At 51.0% G+C, this 14,291-nt stretch carries 10 protein-coding genes and 1 pseudogene; 2 read left to right on the forward strand and 9 right to left on the reverse strand.

Features of this window, described 5'->3' with window-relative positions; all coding sequences use genetic code 11:
• Position 1: 1 nt before the first annotated feature.
• From OGV38_RS06120 to OGV38_RS06155, 8 genes and pseudogenes are all read right to left on the reverse strand, one after another.
• Positions 2 to 1,027: an ABC transporter permease gene (locus OGV38_RS06120; RefSeq protein WP_016153752.1), complete on the reverse strand. Its 1,026-nt coding sequence runs from the start codon at positions 1,025 to 1,027 to the stop codon at positions 2 to 4.
• Positions 1,027 to 2,121: a microcin C ABC transporter permease YejB gene (locus OGV38_RS06125; protein WP_019077246.1), complete on the reverse strand. Its 1,095-nt coding sequence runs from the start codon at positions 2,119 to 2,121 to the stop codon at positions 1,027 to 1,029. Before OGV38_RS06125 ends, OGV38_RS06120 begins: the two co-directional genes overlap by 1 nt.
• Positions 2,122 to 3,936, reverse strand: a complete 1,815-nt coding sequence (locus OGV38_RS06130; protein ID WP_202195414.1) for an extracellular solute-binding protein — start codon at positions 3,934 to 3,936, stop codon at positions 2,122 to 2,124. It abuts the gene before it with no gap.
• A 99-nt stretch (positions 3,937 to 4,035) separates the two neighbouring features.
• Positions 4,036 to 5,595, reverse strand: coding sequence for a cyclic di-GMP phosphodiesterase (locus tag OGV38_RS06135; RefSeq protein ID WP_286473056.1), 1,560 nt, complete (start codon positions 5,593 to 5,595; stop codon positions 4,036 to 4,038).
• 173 nt (positions 5,596 to 5,768) lie between these two features.
• Complete coding sequence (gene mepS / locus OGV38_RS06140; protein ID WP_003027474.1) at positions 5,769 to 6,338, reverse strand: bifunctional murein DD-endopeptidase/murein LD-carboxypeptidase; 570 nt, start codon at positions 6,336 to 6,338, stop codon at positions 5,769 to 5,771.
• A 413-nt stretch (positions 6,339 to 6,751) separates the two neighbouring features.
• The gene (locus OGV38_RS06145; protein WP_019077242.1) at positions 6,752 to 7,465 is read right to left on the reverse strand and encodes a phosphatase PAP2 family protein; all 714 of its coding nucleotides are present in this window, start codon (positions 7,463 to 7,465) and stop codon (positions 6,752 to 6,754) included.
• 35 nt (positions 7,466 to 7,500) lie between these two features.
• Entirely contained in the window at positions 7,501 to 8,487 is a 987-nt protein-coding gene (locus tag OGV38_RS06150; RefSeq protein WP_269517354.1) for a CobW family GTP-binding protein, read from the reverse strand.
• Positions 8,488 to 8,606: 119 nt separating this feature from the next.
• Positions 8,607 to 10,073, reverse strand: a pseudogene (locus OGV38_RS06155) (mannitol dehydrogenase family protein).
• Between the two features lie 202 nt (positions 10,074 to 10,275).
• Between OGV38_RS06155 and uxuA the strand changes: the two are divergent.
• Positions 10,276 to 11,466: a mannonate dehydratase gene (gene uxuA / locus OGV38_RS06160; RefSeq protein ID WP_286473057.1), complete on the forward strand. Its 1,191-nt coding sequence runs from the start codon at positions 10,276 to 10,278 to the stop codon at positions 11,464 to 11,466.
• Between the two features lie 45 nt (positions 11,467 to 11,511).
• Here the strand turns inward: uxuA and pdxR are convergent, their stop codons facing one another.
• Positions 11,512 to 12,984: a MocR-like pyridoxine biosynthesis transcription factor PdxR gene (gene pdxR / locus OGV38_RS06165; protein WP_046275464.1), complete on the reverse strand. Its 1,473-nt coding sequence runs from the start codon at positions 12,982 to 12,984 to the stop codon at positions 11,512 to 11,514.
• Positions 12,985 to 13,149: 165 nt separating this feature from the next.
• Here pdxR and torC point away from each other — a divergent pair, with 165 nt between their 5' ends.
• Complete coding sequence (torC, locus tag OGV38_RS06170; RefSeq protein ID WP_269517352.1) at positions 13,150 to 14,289, forward strand: pentaheme c-type cytochrome TorC; 1,140 nt, start codon at positions 13,150 to 13,152, stop codon at positions 14,287 to 14,289.
• Positions 14,290 to 14,291: the final 2 nt, after the last annotated feature.

Genomic DNA, 14,291 nt, shown 5'->3' on the forward strand with positions numbered 1-14,291 from the left:
CTTAAATCGCCTTGTTGGGATCGAACGCGTCGCGTACCGCTTCACCAATAAATATCAGTAGCGATAATAGCAGGGCAACGGAGATAAACGCGGTGATGCCAAGCCACGGTGCCTGCAGGTTGTTTTTACCCTGTAACAGGAGTTCTCCCAGCGATGGCGAGCCAAGCGGTAAGCCGAAGCCAAGAAAATCCAGCGAGGTCAGAGTGGTGATCGAGGCGCATAATATAAACGGTAAAAAGGTCAGGGCGGCGACCATCGCATTGGGCAGCATATGGCGCAGAATAATACTGCGATCGCTCACGCCGAGCGCCTGAGCGGCACGAATGTAATCAAAGTTTCGGGTACGTAAAAATTCCGCGCGTACCACGCCAACCAGGCTCATCCAGCCAAACAGCACGGTAATGCCCAGTAGCCACCAGAAGTTTGGCTGGACCACGCTCGACAGCAGTATGATCAAAAACAGCGTTGGCATACCTGACCAAACCTCAATGAATCGTTGCCCCCACAAATCCACCTTGCCGCCATAATAGCCCTGGATTGCGCCAGCCATGATCCCCATCACGCTGGAGCACAGGGTTAGCATTAATCCGAACAGGACAGAAATACGTGTGCCGTAGAGGATCCGTGCCAGCACATCACCACCGTTGGCGTCCGTTCCCAGCCAGTTTTGTGCAGAAGGCGGGGAAGGGAAGGGCTTATCAGTGGCAAAGTTAATGCTGGTGGCTCCAAAGCGTATCGGCGCCCACAGGATCCAGCCCCGGTTTTCCAGGCGCTGCTGTAACCACGGATCCTGATAATCAGCCTGGGTCGCCAATGGTCCGCCGAAGTCGCTTTCACTGTAGTTTTTGAACAGGGGGAAATACCAGCTACTGTCGTAGCGCACCAGTAGCGGCTTATCATTGGCAATCAGTTCTGAACACAGGCTAAGGCCGAAGAGCAGTAGAAAGATCCACAGCGACCAATAGCCGCGACGGTTATGGCGAAAACGCGCCCAGCGGGCCTGATTGACGGGGCTTAATCGCGACATTAGCGTCCCTCAAAATCAATACGGGGATCGACCAGCGTATAGCTGATGTCGCTGAGGATATTCAGCAGCAGACCGATCAGGGTGAAGATATAGAGCGTGCCAAACATTACCGGGTAGTCACGTGATACGGTGGATTCATAACCCAGTAGTCCCAGACCGTTAAGCGAAAACATCACTTCAATCAGCAGCGAACCGGTAAAAAACATGCTGATAAACGTTGCCGGGAAGCCAGCGATTACCAGCAACATGGCATTGCGAAACACATGTTTCCACAGAATGTTTTTCTCGCTGACCCCTTTGGCGCGCGCGGTGACGACATACTGTTTGCGTACCTCATCCAGAAATGAGTTTTTGGTCAGCATGGTTAGCGCGGCAAAACCCCCAACCACCGTCGCCAGCACTGGCAGGGTAATATGCCAAAGGTAGTCGGTCATTTTCTGATACCAGGGCAGGGAATCAAAATTGGCGGAAACCAGTCCGCGAAGCGGGAACAGGTCGTAATAGCTGCCCCCGGCAAAAAAGACGATCAGTAAAATCGCAAACAAAAAGGCCGGTATGGCATAGCCAATAATAATGAATGCGCTGCTCCAGACATCAAATCGGCTGCCGTTGTGAACGGCTTTGCGGATCCCAAGCGGTATCGACACCAGATAGATAATGAGCGTACTCCATAGCCCCAGCGTGACGGAAACAGGCAGGCTGTCTTTGATAAGCGTCAGCACTGAGGCGCTACGAAACAGGCTGTCGCCGAAATCGAAACGAATATAGTCCCAGAGCATTTTGAAATAACGCTCATGAATGGGCTTATCGAACCCGTAACGGCGAGTGATTTCGGCGATCACTTCCGGGTCAAGACCACGGCCACCTCGGTAATTACTGTCGCTGATATTGCCTACGCCGGTTTGCGCGTGGCTGGCGCGAATGCCTTCACTACCCGCGCCGGGTAATGCCCCGCTTTGTCCGAACTCAATAGCGGCGACGGCCTGCTCAACCGGACCACCGGGGGCAATCTGCACGATAAAAAAGTTGATGGTGATGATGGCCCAAAGCGTTGGGATCACCAGTAGCAGACGTCGAATCAGATAAGCGCCCATTTATTCTCCCTGCCGTCTGGCTGCTGGCAGTTTCGCCGCTTTGTTAACGTCGTACCACCAGTTGTCGAGACCAATGGTATAAATGGGGCGAATAGCTGGATGCGAAAACTTATCCCACCAGGCGATGCGATCCTCTGCCATAAACCACATCGGCAACATGTAGTAGTTCCAGGTTAATACCCTGTCCAGTGCCCGACCGAGTGGGATTAGTTTGGCTTTATCACCCTGCGCCGCGATGATTTGGTTGATCAGTTTATCAATCACCGGGCTTTGCACGCCCGGGGCGTTATAGCTGGAGTCAATATATTCAGAGGCCCAGAGAATTTGCAGGTCCGAACTTGGCCACGGCATTGCGCGATACAATCTCGGCATCATGTCATAGTCACGACTGCGCAGCCGGTTTGTGATTTGTGAGTTATCAACCTGGCGGATGTTCATTGTAATGCCTAAGCGCTGCAGGTTGTGCTGGAACGGCAGCACCCACTGGCTGTTACTGCCCGCCGGGAGCAACAGTTCAAAGCTCAGAGGTTTACCGTTGGCGCTGTTTACGCGCTGTTGTCCCTTAAGTACCCATCCGGCCTGCTCCAGTAAGGCATCGGCTTTCAACAGGTTGTCACGATCGTAGCCATCGCCTTTTGATTTCGGCGGCTGATAAATTTGGCTGAAGACCTCAGGGGGGAGATCTTTTTTCAAGGGCGCAAGTATTACCAGTTCATCCGCATCGGGGTAATTTTTAGCGGCATACTCGGTATTCTGAAAATAGCTGTTGGTCCGGCTCCAGGCGTTATAGAACAGAGCTTTATTCATCCATTCAAAATCAAATGCCAGGGTGATGGCTTCTCGCACCCGTCGGTCGCTGAACACCGGGCGCTGAATATTAAACGCCAGCCAACGCGTATCCTGGGCGGATTCGTTTTTTTGCTCATCTTTGATGATGTAATGATTCGCGAAATTTTTACCGGTATAACGTGTCGCCCAGTTTTTGGCATCGTTTTCAAGACGCAGGTCAAACGCTCCGGCCTTAAACGCTTCAAAGGCGACGTTGTCATCCAGATAGTAGTCGTAGCGGATGGTATCAAAGTTCCAGCGGCCACGGTTGACGGGCAGATTAGCGGCCCAATAATCGTTGATGCGCGAATAGACAATGTACTGACCCATCTTCCATTTCGTGATGCGATAAGGACCGCTGGCGAGCGGAGGCGATGATAAGGGATCGCTGAGCTTATGATCTTTCCAGTACTTCTCTGGCATCACGGGTAATGAAAACAGGCTGAGCATGTCCTCTTTACCCGGTTTGGCTAATTCAATACGTACGGTTAATGGCGCGATCGCTTTTACCGTTGTTCCCTTGTAGACCAGGCGAAATTGCGGCACGCCTTCAGTCATAAATTTGTGGAAGGTGAATGCGACATCGCTGGCGGTAATGGGGGAGCCATCGTGAAAACGCGCTCGCGGATTGATGGCGATTTCTACCCAGGAATAGTCATCAGCATAGCGTGCGCTGTCGGCGATGAGCGGATAATAGCTGCCAGGTTCATCGTCAGAGGTAGTAAACAGCGTATCGTAAAGCGTTTCGGTACGTGCTCCGGGATTACCGCGCATCGCATAGCGGTTGAAGTTATCGAATGTGCCGATGGCGGAGAGGGTGATTTGCCCGCCTTTGGGGGCCGCAGGGTTGACGTAATCAAAGTGATTAAAGTTAAACGCGTACTTCGGTTCGCCCAGTACGGCAAAAGCATAGCTTTCTTTGATGGACTGCGCCTCGGCGCTAAACCCGATGAGGGCGATAAACAGCAGCAATACGCGAGGGATCATTAAATGCGATTTCCTTTTCTTGCCACAACTCGACGGGCATCATGCCTGAAAGATAAGGGATGTGGCGGCGAGTGAGAGTATATGATTCGCATACTGCGATCACCACGTCGGCTTATTGGGCTGCGCCATCCAACGCACGAAATCAGCAAGTTTTAATGGTCGGCTAATCCAGTATCCCTGGAAAAAATGCACTCCACGATCGCGTAGCCAACGGGCTTGCTCAGGCGTTTCAACCCCTTCAGCCACCGTCAGCATATTAAGACGCTTAGAGAGTGTCAACACGGCGTCCAGAACCGGAGAGGTCAGGGTCTCTGTTCCAATGGCGTTAATAAAGCCGCGATCGATTTTCAGGTAGTCAACGGTAAAGCGTTCCAGATAAATCAGCGCGCTATGACCGGTGCCAAAATCATCAATGGCAATTTCAAAACCTGCTGAATGAAGCCATTCAAAAAGCTTTGTGGCCTCGTGTTGATTAAGCATATCCCGTTCGGTGATTTCCAGCACCATCTGGAAATGGTTTGCGGGAAGCGAGGCCTGCAGGTGATGAATGTCGTCTTTAAACGTCTCGCCGTGCAGATGCGTTGGCGCGATATTGATCCCCAATTTTGCACCAGCGGGTAACACTTTTTGCAGCATCGGTGCGTCCTGGGCTATCAACTTAAAGAGATGCTGGGTCAGCGGGACAATCATTTTCTGGGATTCGGCGTAGTGAATAAAAGCATCCGGTGGGATCTCACCCGTTGTCGGATGATTCCAGCGTAATAACACCTCTACACCTTTCACCTCCAGTGTCTGCACCTCTACCACGGGCTGGGACACCACATAAAACTGGTTATGTTTGATTGCGTTGAGTATATCTTTGCCCGGACGTAAACGGATGGTGTAGATGTAGTACCAGAGAAGAAGCGCGGCAATAATCCCCGCCATGCATCCCAACATAATCGAATACCAGATGTCGGTATAGGTCCACTCATCGGCATATAAACGAATCTGTAGCGGAATACCTTCCACGGTCGCCTGCCGCCAGTGAGAGTGGGGCAGAGCGGAGGCATCAATAATCCGTGATGAAAATGTTGAAATCGCGTTATCACCGACGACTATGGCAATACCGTTAAAATCATCCTGTCGGGCGGTATAAAGCAGATAAGGGGCCAGATTAATATTCAGTGAGGTAAACACGCCGCTATCAGTGAACGATGGGTTCCGGTGCCAAATCATTATCGCCGGCTTGTTCGGCATCATGGGCGTACCGGGGAGTAATTCCACATCAATATTTCTGCTGATATCGAGGCTTGGGACCAGATCTAAAATCGGGGTGAACATTGCGCCCGTTGCGGAGGAGCAGAAAGCAATGCCGTTTTTGACCAGTAAAAATGCGCGAACGTTGAGGCTAAAGGCCGCGCTGGAGGTCAGTTGGGCAGCGACTTGTTGGCAACTGTTGGCGACCAGTGGCTGAAGGTCATCTGTGGTGGATTTGAGATCGGCGAAGTAGCTGCTGACATAATTCTGGATATCGGAAAGGAGCGTGTCGTACTTAATGTCTCGTTTATGCCAGGTCACGAAAAATTGCAGGGTACTCACCAGGAGCGCGACGATAAGCCCCGTTAACATACAGGAAAGCAGGATTTTCTGATTGGATGAAGAGGAGCGTTTAAACATAGTTCCTTATGTTTACCTGAGTTAACCGCTTATTCTGTATGAATATAACCTGAAATGACTCACCTTGTGAGATTTTTCTTAGTCACAAGACAAAGCAAAAAAAAAAGCACCGCCGAAGCAGTGCTTTTCAAAATGTCTCATCAGGATAGCCAAGGGATAGCTGCCAAACGAAATTAACTGCGGCTCAGGACCCGGCGAGCTTCGTTGTAACGTTTTTTCCAGTAAGGTTCGTTCATGCTGGAAATGATAACGCCGCTGCTGGTCGAGGCGTGTACGAACTGGTTGTTGCCGATATAAATACCGACGTGACGGCCAGTGGAGCCAGCACGGAACAGAACCAGATCGCCTGTGCGCAGGTTAGTGCGCGAAACGGATTTACCCGTTTCCTGTTGTTCGTAGGTTGAGCGAGGAAGCTCTAAACCAAATTGCTCGCGGAACGTACGTTGTACGAAGCTTGAACAATCAATACCTTTTTTGGTGCTGCCGCCAAGGCGGTAACGCACGCCTTTCCAGTCAGCATACTGGTCCATAATACGTGATTTAACATCGATATTACGGACCATATTTTCAAATTCATCCTGAGAGGCTTGCAGTGAAGAGTTATCTCCATTGCCCACAGCATGCGTCTCAGAATGCATATTCCTGGCGGTGTTCGTTGTGCTACATGCAGAAAGCAGAACCGCAACTGCTATCGCGGGTATGCCCCGCAAGATATATCTCAAAATCGGTTGAGATTTGACCATTTTGTTTGTTTTCCCTTGAAGTCCTTAACGATAAATATCGTTATAAAAAATGCCAAACGTGACGAGACTAATTACCATCGCACGATGAGACAATTCTTTAAGGTCAAATCTGTGGCAGAACGCACAAATTTATTCCTGAAGAGAATAATTATCCCGCGAGGCAAAACGAGTTCGAGATTACCCGATCGGTCCGGTCATTGCGAGTGAATTTACGTGATTTCTTATAAGAAAAATTGATACAGAAAGTGAATAACCGGCATTGCCTAAATTAAGAACAATCGGGATAAAAAAGATGCAACCCAATCATTTTAAAGATGAATAAGATGACGGGAGAATGACAGCCAGAATGATGAAATATCGACAAGCATCATCAGGGAATCAGAGTTTTCCCTGATGATGTTAATTACTGTGCGTTATTTGTTTAAAAAATGTTTGTTTTTACCGGGCAGATAATTCGCAAACAGAGTGACTAATCGGTCGCTTAACGGTGTCATTAGCCACCAGGGAAGACCAATCAAGACGACAGTCATGGAACCGATCACGATATCGGTGAGCCAGTGAGCGCCAATCATTATGCGTGGAAAGGCAAAAACCACAGCGATAATAAGGCCGATTATTCCGGCGACTTTTCCGAAATAACGCAGCATAAATGCGGAAAAAATAAGCAGCATCATACCGTGATCGCCGGGGAAACTGTCTCTGGACGCATCTTTAGTCGGAATATGCAGCAGTTCACTGACGCGATAAATATTATCCAGCATCAGAGTAGGGCTGGCGCGTTTAACGGGAATAAGCGCCTGGCCTAACTGATTTAATACCACTGCGGTGAGCAGCATAACCAGGCCAATAGCGACAATGCGTCGGCGACCTTCCGACGTCTCTTTCAGCCAAAAATGCAGCATCAAGGCTCCCATTGCCAGCAATGAGCAACCATCAAATGCCCGGTTATTGGTAATAGCAACAATCCACAAGAACTGCGGGCTTTCCACCAGTTTCTGGTTAAAGAAGCGGAAAACGCCCGTATCCAATGAAGACCAGATCCCATGTCCGGCAGGAAGATACCAGGACAGAAACAGCGCCAGCCCCGCAATATTGAGTAGGAGAATAAGAGGGTATCGGGTTTTCATCATCGTTTACCATTGCTATAAAAACGAAGGCAACCTTACGCGTTAGCGTCTAAACGAAGTCTCAACAATGCACTCTGTAGCGTATTCCAGTCGGTCTCAGTATCGGCGATGAGTTCAATACGGCTATCCGGTGGCGCGACGTTTTGCGTCTCAATATGCCAGTCGTCTCCCTGGCGGTTAATGCGCACCAGCCCTTCCTTTATACGCATGACACCTTTCACGCGCCCCACGGGGGCAAGACGGGACCATTCCAGCAGACCGATGGTATCGAACACCGTATCGGCGTCAAAAATCCAACCGCAGGCCTGATGGCCCTGGCCGCTGTTCAGGCTGCGCCGCCAGCGCTGCTGTGACGGCAGACTCAATGCCGCCAGTCCCTTTTTGTCTGCATGGCTATGGGCGTGCTCTGTGCTTGCAGGAAGCTCTGCCAGGTTTAGTCGGGGTAAATCCAGTAACTGCCCGTCAATTTGCCCATGGTCGGCATGAACCAACTGGCGATTGCCGCCGTAGTGTTGCCACCAGGTTTGCAAGGCGTTTTCGCTTTCCGCTGTGGCGCGGTCGGCTTTATTGGCAACAATGATATCTGCGGCGGCCAGCTGATCGCGGAAATTGTCATTGGCGACGCTTTTTTCATCCAGTAACAGCCGGGGGTCAATAATACAGAGGGTCGCGCGCAGATCGATCCACGGTTCGTAAACCGGTGCGGTGAGTAAATCCAGAATTTGTTTAGGGTGTCCGAGGCCAGTGGGTTCAATCAGCAATCGATCGGGTTTTCCCTGACGCAGCAGCGTATTGAGGCCAACCTGCATCGGTAGACCGTTAACGCAGCACATACAGCCGCCGGGGATCTCTTTTAGCAATGCGCCGCTGTCGGCTAACAGGGCGCCATCAATACCTACTTCACCAAACTCATTGACCAGCACGGCCCACTTCTCTGCGGGATCCTTGTTCGCCAATAGATGAAGAATAGAGGTGGTTTTGCCACTGCCGAGAAAACCAGTGATGAGATTGGTTTTAGTCACAATTACTCCAGAATCATAAATTACCGTAATGGCATTTAACAATCCTGGCGAAAAATGGGGAAAAAGAGAAGGGGTGAGGGGACGAAGACGTGCTTCGTCCTGTTTAATGGCAGAAATCGTTAATTTTTTAACGTTTCAATGACAGCCTGATGCGCACCGTATTGGGCAATACGTTGCCAGGCCTGTTGAATGGCCGCGACAAACTGCGGATTCTGTACGAGATCGGCGGCGAAAATCTCATGCAGCGAAAGCAGGGCGCTGACGCGTTCTGATTCAGTGCTCTGTGCCACCAGAGCGGCAATTTTCTCACTGAGCGGGTCACGAATATCAATCGTAGCGCCTGAATCATCCACACCGCTCACGTAGCGCATCCAGCCTGCGATGCCGAGCGCCAACAGCGGCCACTCGCTTTGACGTGATAAATGAACGCGTATCCCTTCCAGCATTCGCTGGGGTAATTTCTGGCTACCATCCATCGCGATTTGCCAGGTTTTGTGTTTCAGCGCCGGGTTGGCAAAGCGGTCCAGTAGGCTTAAGGCATACTGGTTTAAATCAACATCAGTAATTTGCAGCGTGGGGGCCTGTTCGGTGAGCATCAGCCGGTAAGCGGCTTCACGAAATGCGCTATCCTGCATACAGTCGCTGATGTGCTGGAATCCGGCCAGATAGCCGAGATAAGCGAGAAACGAATGGCTGCCGTTCAGCATCCGCAGTTTCATTTGTTCCCACGGCAAGACGTTTTCAACCATCTGGACACCCGCGGTTTCCTATTGCGGACGGCCACAGACAAAGTTGTCTTCAATCACCCACTGAATAAACGGCTCGCAGCTGATTGCGCAAGGATCGGCAACGCCCAGCTCGTGGGCGATTTCAGCCAGCGACTCTTCGGTGGCGGCGGGAACAATGCGATCCACCATAGTACCCGGGAAACTGACGTGCTCCTGGATCCAGTGCGCCAGCTCAGGAGAGCGTTTTTCCGCCATCCCCAGTACGGCATTTTTTACCACATGACCATTGTCCGGGATGTTATCGCAGGAGAGGACGGTAAACGGCTGCAGTCCACGTTCACGTCGGCGGTGCAGCGCTTCTACGATTATACCGGGGGCGGAGTGCGGTTCAGCCGGTGTCTGCAGATCGTGAATAATACGCGCATTAGAGAGATCTAACGAACCCGTCGCCGGATCGATGCAGTAGCCTTTTTCCGTGATGGTTAACGAGACAATCGCGACCTGAGGCTCGCAGAATTTTTCAATAATGGCCGCCAGCGAATCCAGTGTGGCGTTCAGGCATTCGTTAACGGCACCGATAACAATAGGCTGGTTGCCGTTAGCCCCTTTTTCTAACACGGTAAATAAATGATCCTGTTCGCGAAGCTGACGCATCAGCCGATCGCCACTGAACAGGCTGATCTCGCAAATTCCCCAGTCTCCGCCCTGCGCATTCAGCACCCTGTCGGTTAATAACGCCTGATGGGCGCGGTGAAAAGCACCGAAACCAAAATGTACAATCCGCGTTTTTAATTGTTGGCGGTCGTACTGCGGCATCATGACATTTTCCGCCAGAGGCGCTGAGGCAATAGTTTTCATTAAATACACCTGATTAACCATTAATTAACAATGGCAGTATAAAGTTATATGACAGCAAATTGAATTGGTGTGCCTCATTTATCCGGGGAATGTGAGCTGGATCAATCAATGATAGGCCATCTGTTGAACATCTCCGGGATGGCTGTATGGTAGTCGTCATTCAGGTAGTTTAATTTGGTATAACAACTTGTGAGGTGAAACAATGGAACAAACCTGGCGTTGGTACGGACCTAACGATCCGGTATTGCTTGATGATGTGCGTCAGGCTGGCGCAACGGGTGTTGTGACCGCCTTGCACCACATTCCCAACGGTGAAGTGTGGCCGGTAGAAGAGATTCAACAGCGTCAGGCTATTCTGGCTGAAAAAGGGCTGACCTGGTCGGTGGTGGAAAGTATTCCTGTCCACGAAGATATCAAAACGCGTTCAGGCCAGTACCAAACGTGGATTGCCAATTATCAGCAGAGTATCCGTAATCTGGCGACCTGCGGCATCGATACCGTGTGCTATAACTTCATGCCGATCCTCGACTGGACGCGTACCGATCTCGAATATCAGCTGCCGGACGGCTCCAAAGCGCTACGTTTTGACCAGATTGCTTTTGCAGCCTTCGAACTGCATATTCTTCAGCGCCCTGGCGCCGCAGCGGATTACACCCCAGAAGAACAACGCCAGGCGCTGAATTACTTCAATGCTATGAGCGATGCCGATATCGAAAAGCTGACCCGCAATATCATTGCCGGCCTGCCCGGTGCGGAAGAGGGCTATACGCTGGATCAGTTCCGTGCGCGTCTCGCTGAATATGACGGCATCAGCAAAGACGATCTGCGCGATAATATGGCGGTATTCCTGCGGGCGATTGTGCCTGTGGCGGAAGAAGTCGGCGTGCGTCTGGCTGTCCACCCTGACGATCCGCCGCGTCCGATCCTCGGCCTGCCGCGCATTGTTTCGACTATCGAAGATATGCAGTGGCTGAAAGAAACCGTCGACAGCATCAATAACGGTTTCACCATGTGCACCGGTTCCTACGGCGTGCGCGCCGATAACGATCTGGTGAAAATGATCGAAACCTTTGGCGATCGAATCCACTTCACGCATCTGCGCTCCACCTGCCGTGAAGATAACCCGAAAACCTTCCACGAAGGTGCGCACCTGCAAGGCGATGTGGATATGGTATCGGTGGTTGCTGCCATCCTGAGCGAAGAACAGCGCCGTAAAAAGGCGGGCGATTTGCGTCCTATCCCGATGCGTCCGGATCACGGACACCAGATGCTTGACGACCTGCACAAGAAAACCAACCCAGGCTACTCCGCGATTGGTCGCCTGAAAGGACTGGCGGAAGTTCGCGGCGTTGAGCTGGCGTTAAAACAAACGCAGTTCCGCGATCTGCTGTAAGGTTAACAACAGGGATTGTGCCGCAGGCGCGATCCCTGAAATTCATCAAGGCTGCGCTAGCGCCTGCTCCAGTACCGACAGCACCTTTTTGATCTGCTGTATCTGCAATCCGCCAAACCCGAAAAACATAACAGCATCGCTATTCTCCCTACGCCATGCGGCTCCTGAGCCATTTTCAATATCTGGCAGAGTGTCAAAGCGGATCCCTGCCAGCAGGCAGCGCTGTTGCAGCCTGGCTATCATATCTGGGTGCCTGTCAACGCGTAATGAGAGGTGCAGACCCGCCGTTGCGCCAGCGATTTTCCCTGACGGAAACAGAACAGAAAGGCCATCACGTAACAGATTGAGGCGCGCCGCATAGTTGCAGGCCAGCTTGCTGATGTGCGAGTAAAACACCTGATTTTGCATTAATTCGGCTAAAAATTGCTGCAATAACCACTGACTGCCATTGTTATTGAGTGCTTTCATATTCTTTACTGCCGGGAGCAGTTCATCAGGACAAATGAGATAGCCAAGACGCGTTCCCGGCCCCAGCGTTTTGGAAAATGTCCCCATGTAGATAACCCGGTTGTGATAATCCATAGCTTTCAGTGCAGGAAGGGGGTTCTCGCCATAGGTAAAAACAGCATCGTAGTCGTCTTCAAGGATATAAGCGCCGACGCGCTGCGCCCACGTCAATAATGACTGACGGCGCTCCAGCGAAAGGACGCTTCCCATTGGATACTGGTGAGCCGGAGTCACATAGCAAAGCTGGGTTTCATATTCGGGTAATTTATCTGTTTGCAGCCCGTGGTTATCTACAGCAATTGACGTAATGTCTGCACCGTAATAATTAAACAGATGCCATGCGCCAGAATAGCAAGGGGATTCGGCCACAACGTGGCACTTTTTTTGCTGACTGACGGCATGATGAACAATAAATATTTGACTGAGCAGCGACAATCCTTCCTGAATCCCATTGGTAATGATGATGTTCTCCGCCCGGGTATTAATGCCGCGAGATAAATTAAGGTACCTGGCTAGTTGCTCACGCAGTGAAAATAATCCATTTGATGAATGATATCGGGTAAACAATTGTTCTTTAAGCACGCTTGGCGCGTTATTCCATTTTCGCCAGCTTGCCCAGGGAAAAGCATTGGGATCGGGGACGCCCATCCGGCAGTAGCACTCCCGCCCAGGCTCTGCATAAACATCGGTAGAGACCCCGGCCGCTTTTGGTGTTACTGGCGGAGAGCCCTGGGGTACGGACACATGCGCTGGGGTTACACGTACAGGCGTGGTGAATATCACCTCATAGCCAATGCCGTGTCGGCTCTTAATTAATCCAGCCGCCACCAGCTTATCATAGGCCATCACTACCGTTATTTTGGCAATGTTCAATGCCTGAGCCTGCTCGCGAATAGAGGGGAGTTTATCTCCACACAGCAAATCACCCCGCTGAATGGCCTGTAAATAAAATTGAAATATCTGCAACTGCAGCGGAGTCCGGCTTTCTCTATCGAGAGTCAGTTTGAGCATGATAAATTCCTTATTTATAGATGGTAATTATATTACGGACTTCTGCTCTTTACTATTTGACGAACCTCATAGAGTGGATGCTGTTCCTATAATCTGCCTTCGCTGTCTCTATTTTTGATTTTTATTATCCCTTAGCGTGTCGCTATTAAAAAAATGGAGGCAAGCATGTCGTGGATAAGAAAAAACGCACTATGGTGCGCATTCGCCGGGGCGGTAGCAATGGCCCTGGCTATTTGGGGAACGTGGCAAGGCGTTCATTACACCAGTTCTACCGAGTTTTGTTTATCGTGTCACTCGATGCGCATATCTGGCGAGGAGTATAAAACCAGCGTGCATTTTCGTAATGCTTCAGGTGTGCGTGCGGAGTGTAAGGATTGTCATATTCCGCCAGGCATCGTCCCAACGCTGGTTCGTAAAACGCAAGCCTTAAACGACCTCTACCACACCTTTATCTCTCCTTCGATCGATACCCCGGAAAAATTTGCCGCAAAGCGGGCGGAGTTGGCCCAGCGAGAATGGGCGCGCATGAGCGCGAATAATTCTGCGGCGTGTAAATCCTGCCATAGCTATGAGGCGATGGATCACGGCAAGCAATCGGCAAATGCAGCGGCGCAAATGACCGCGGCGGCGGCAAAAGACAGTAACTGTATCGATTGTCACAAAGGCATTGCCCATCACAAACCCGATATGAGCAGCGGTTTTCGCGATCGTTACAAGCAGTTGCAGCGTCAGGGAGAGCAGTTACCCACGGCGACGACGCTGTATTCGTTAGGCGAAAAATCACTGACTGCGACAGCAGAGAGCCCGGCAGGTAAAGCCATGCTGTACCCGGCAACGCAAGTGCGTGTGCTGAAAAGAGAAGGAAAAAACGTTCAGATAGAGCTGACCGGCTGGCGGGAAAGCAAAGGACGTGGACGGGTGATTACCCAGTATATGGGTAAACGCGTTTTTGCTGCCGTATTAGATGCCTCGCTGATGAGCAATGTGAAGGTTGAGCAAACACAGGTTGATCCGGAGTCACATCAGGAGTGGCAGCAGGTAAGCGTGATGGCCTGGAGTTCGGCGGAGGGTTTTACCGACAATATTGACCCCCTCTGGCAATACGCCGATCAGATGTTGCAATCCACCTGTAGCGCTTGCCACAGCACGCCGCCGCCGACCCGTTATTCCGCGAATGGCTGGATCGCCGGACTGAAATCCATGTCCACCTACTACCGGCTTAATCCGGTGGAAGACCGTACGTTGTTGAAATATCTCCAGACTCACGCCAGCGATATACCTCAACCTAACAATTCAAAAGGATAATT

Source organism: Citrobacter sp. Cb080, from assembly GCF_030334745.1.
GTDB classification, from domain to species: domain Bacteria; phylum Pseudomonadota; class Gammaproteobacteria; order Enterobacterales; family Enterobacteriaceae; genus Citrobacter; species Citrobacter braakii.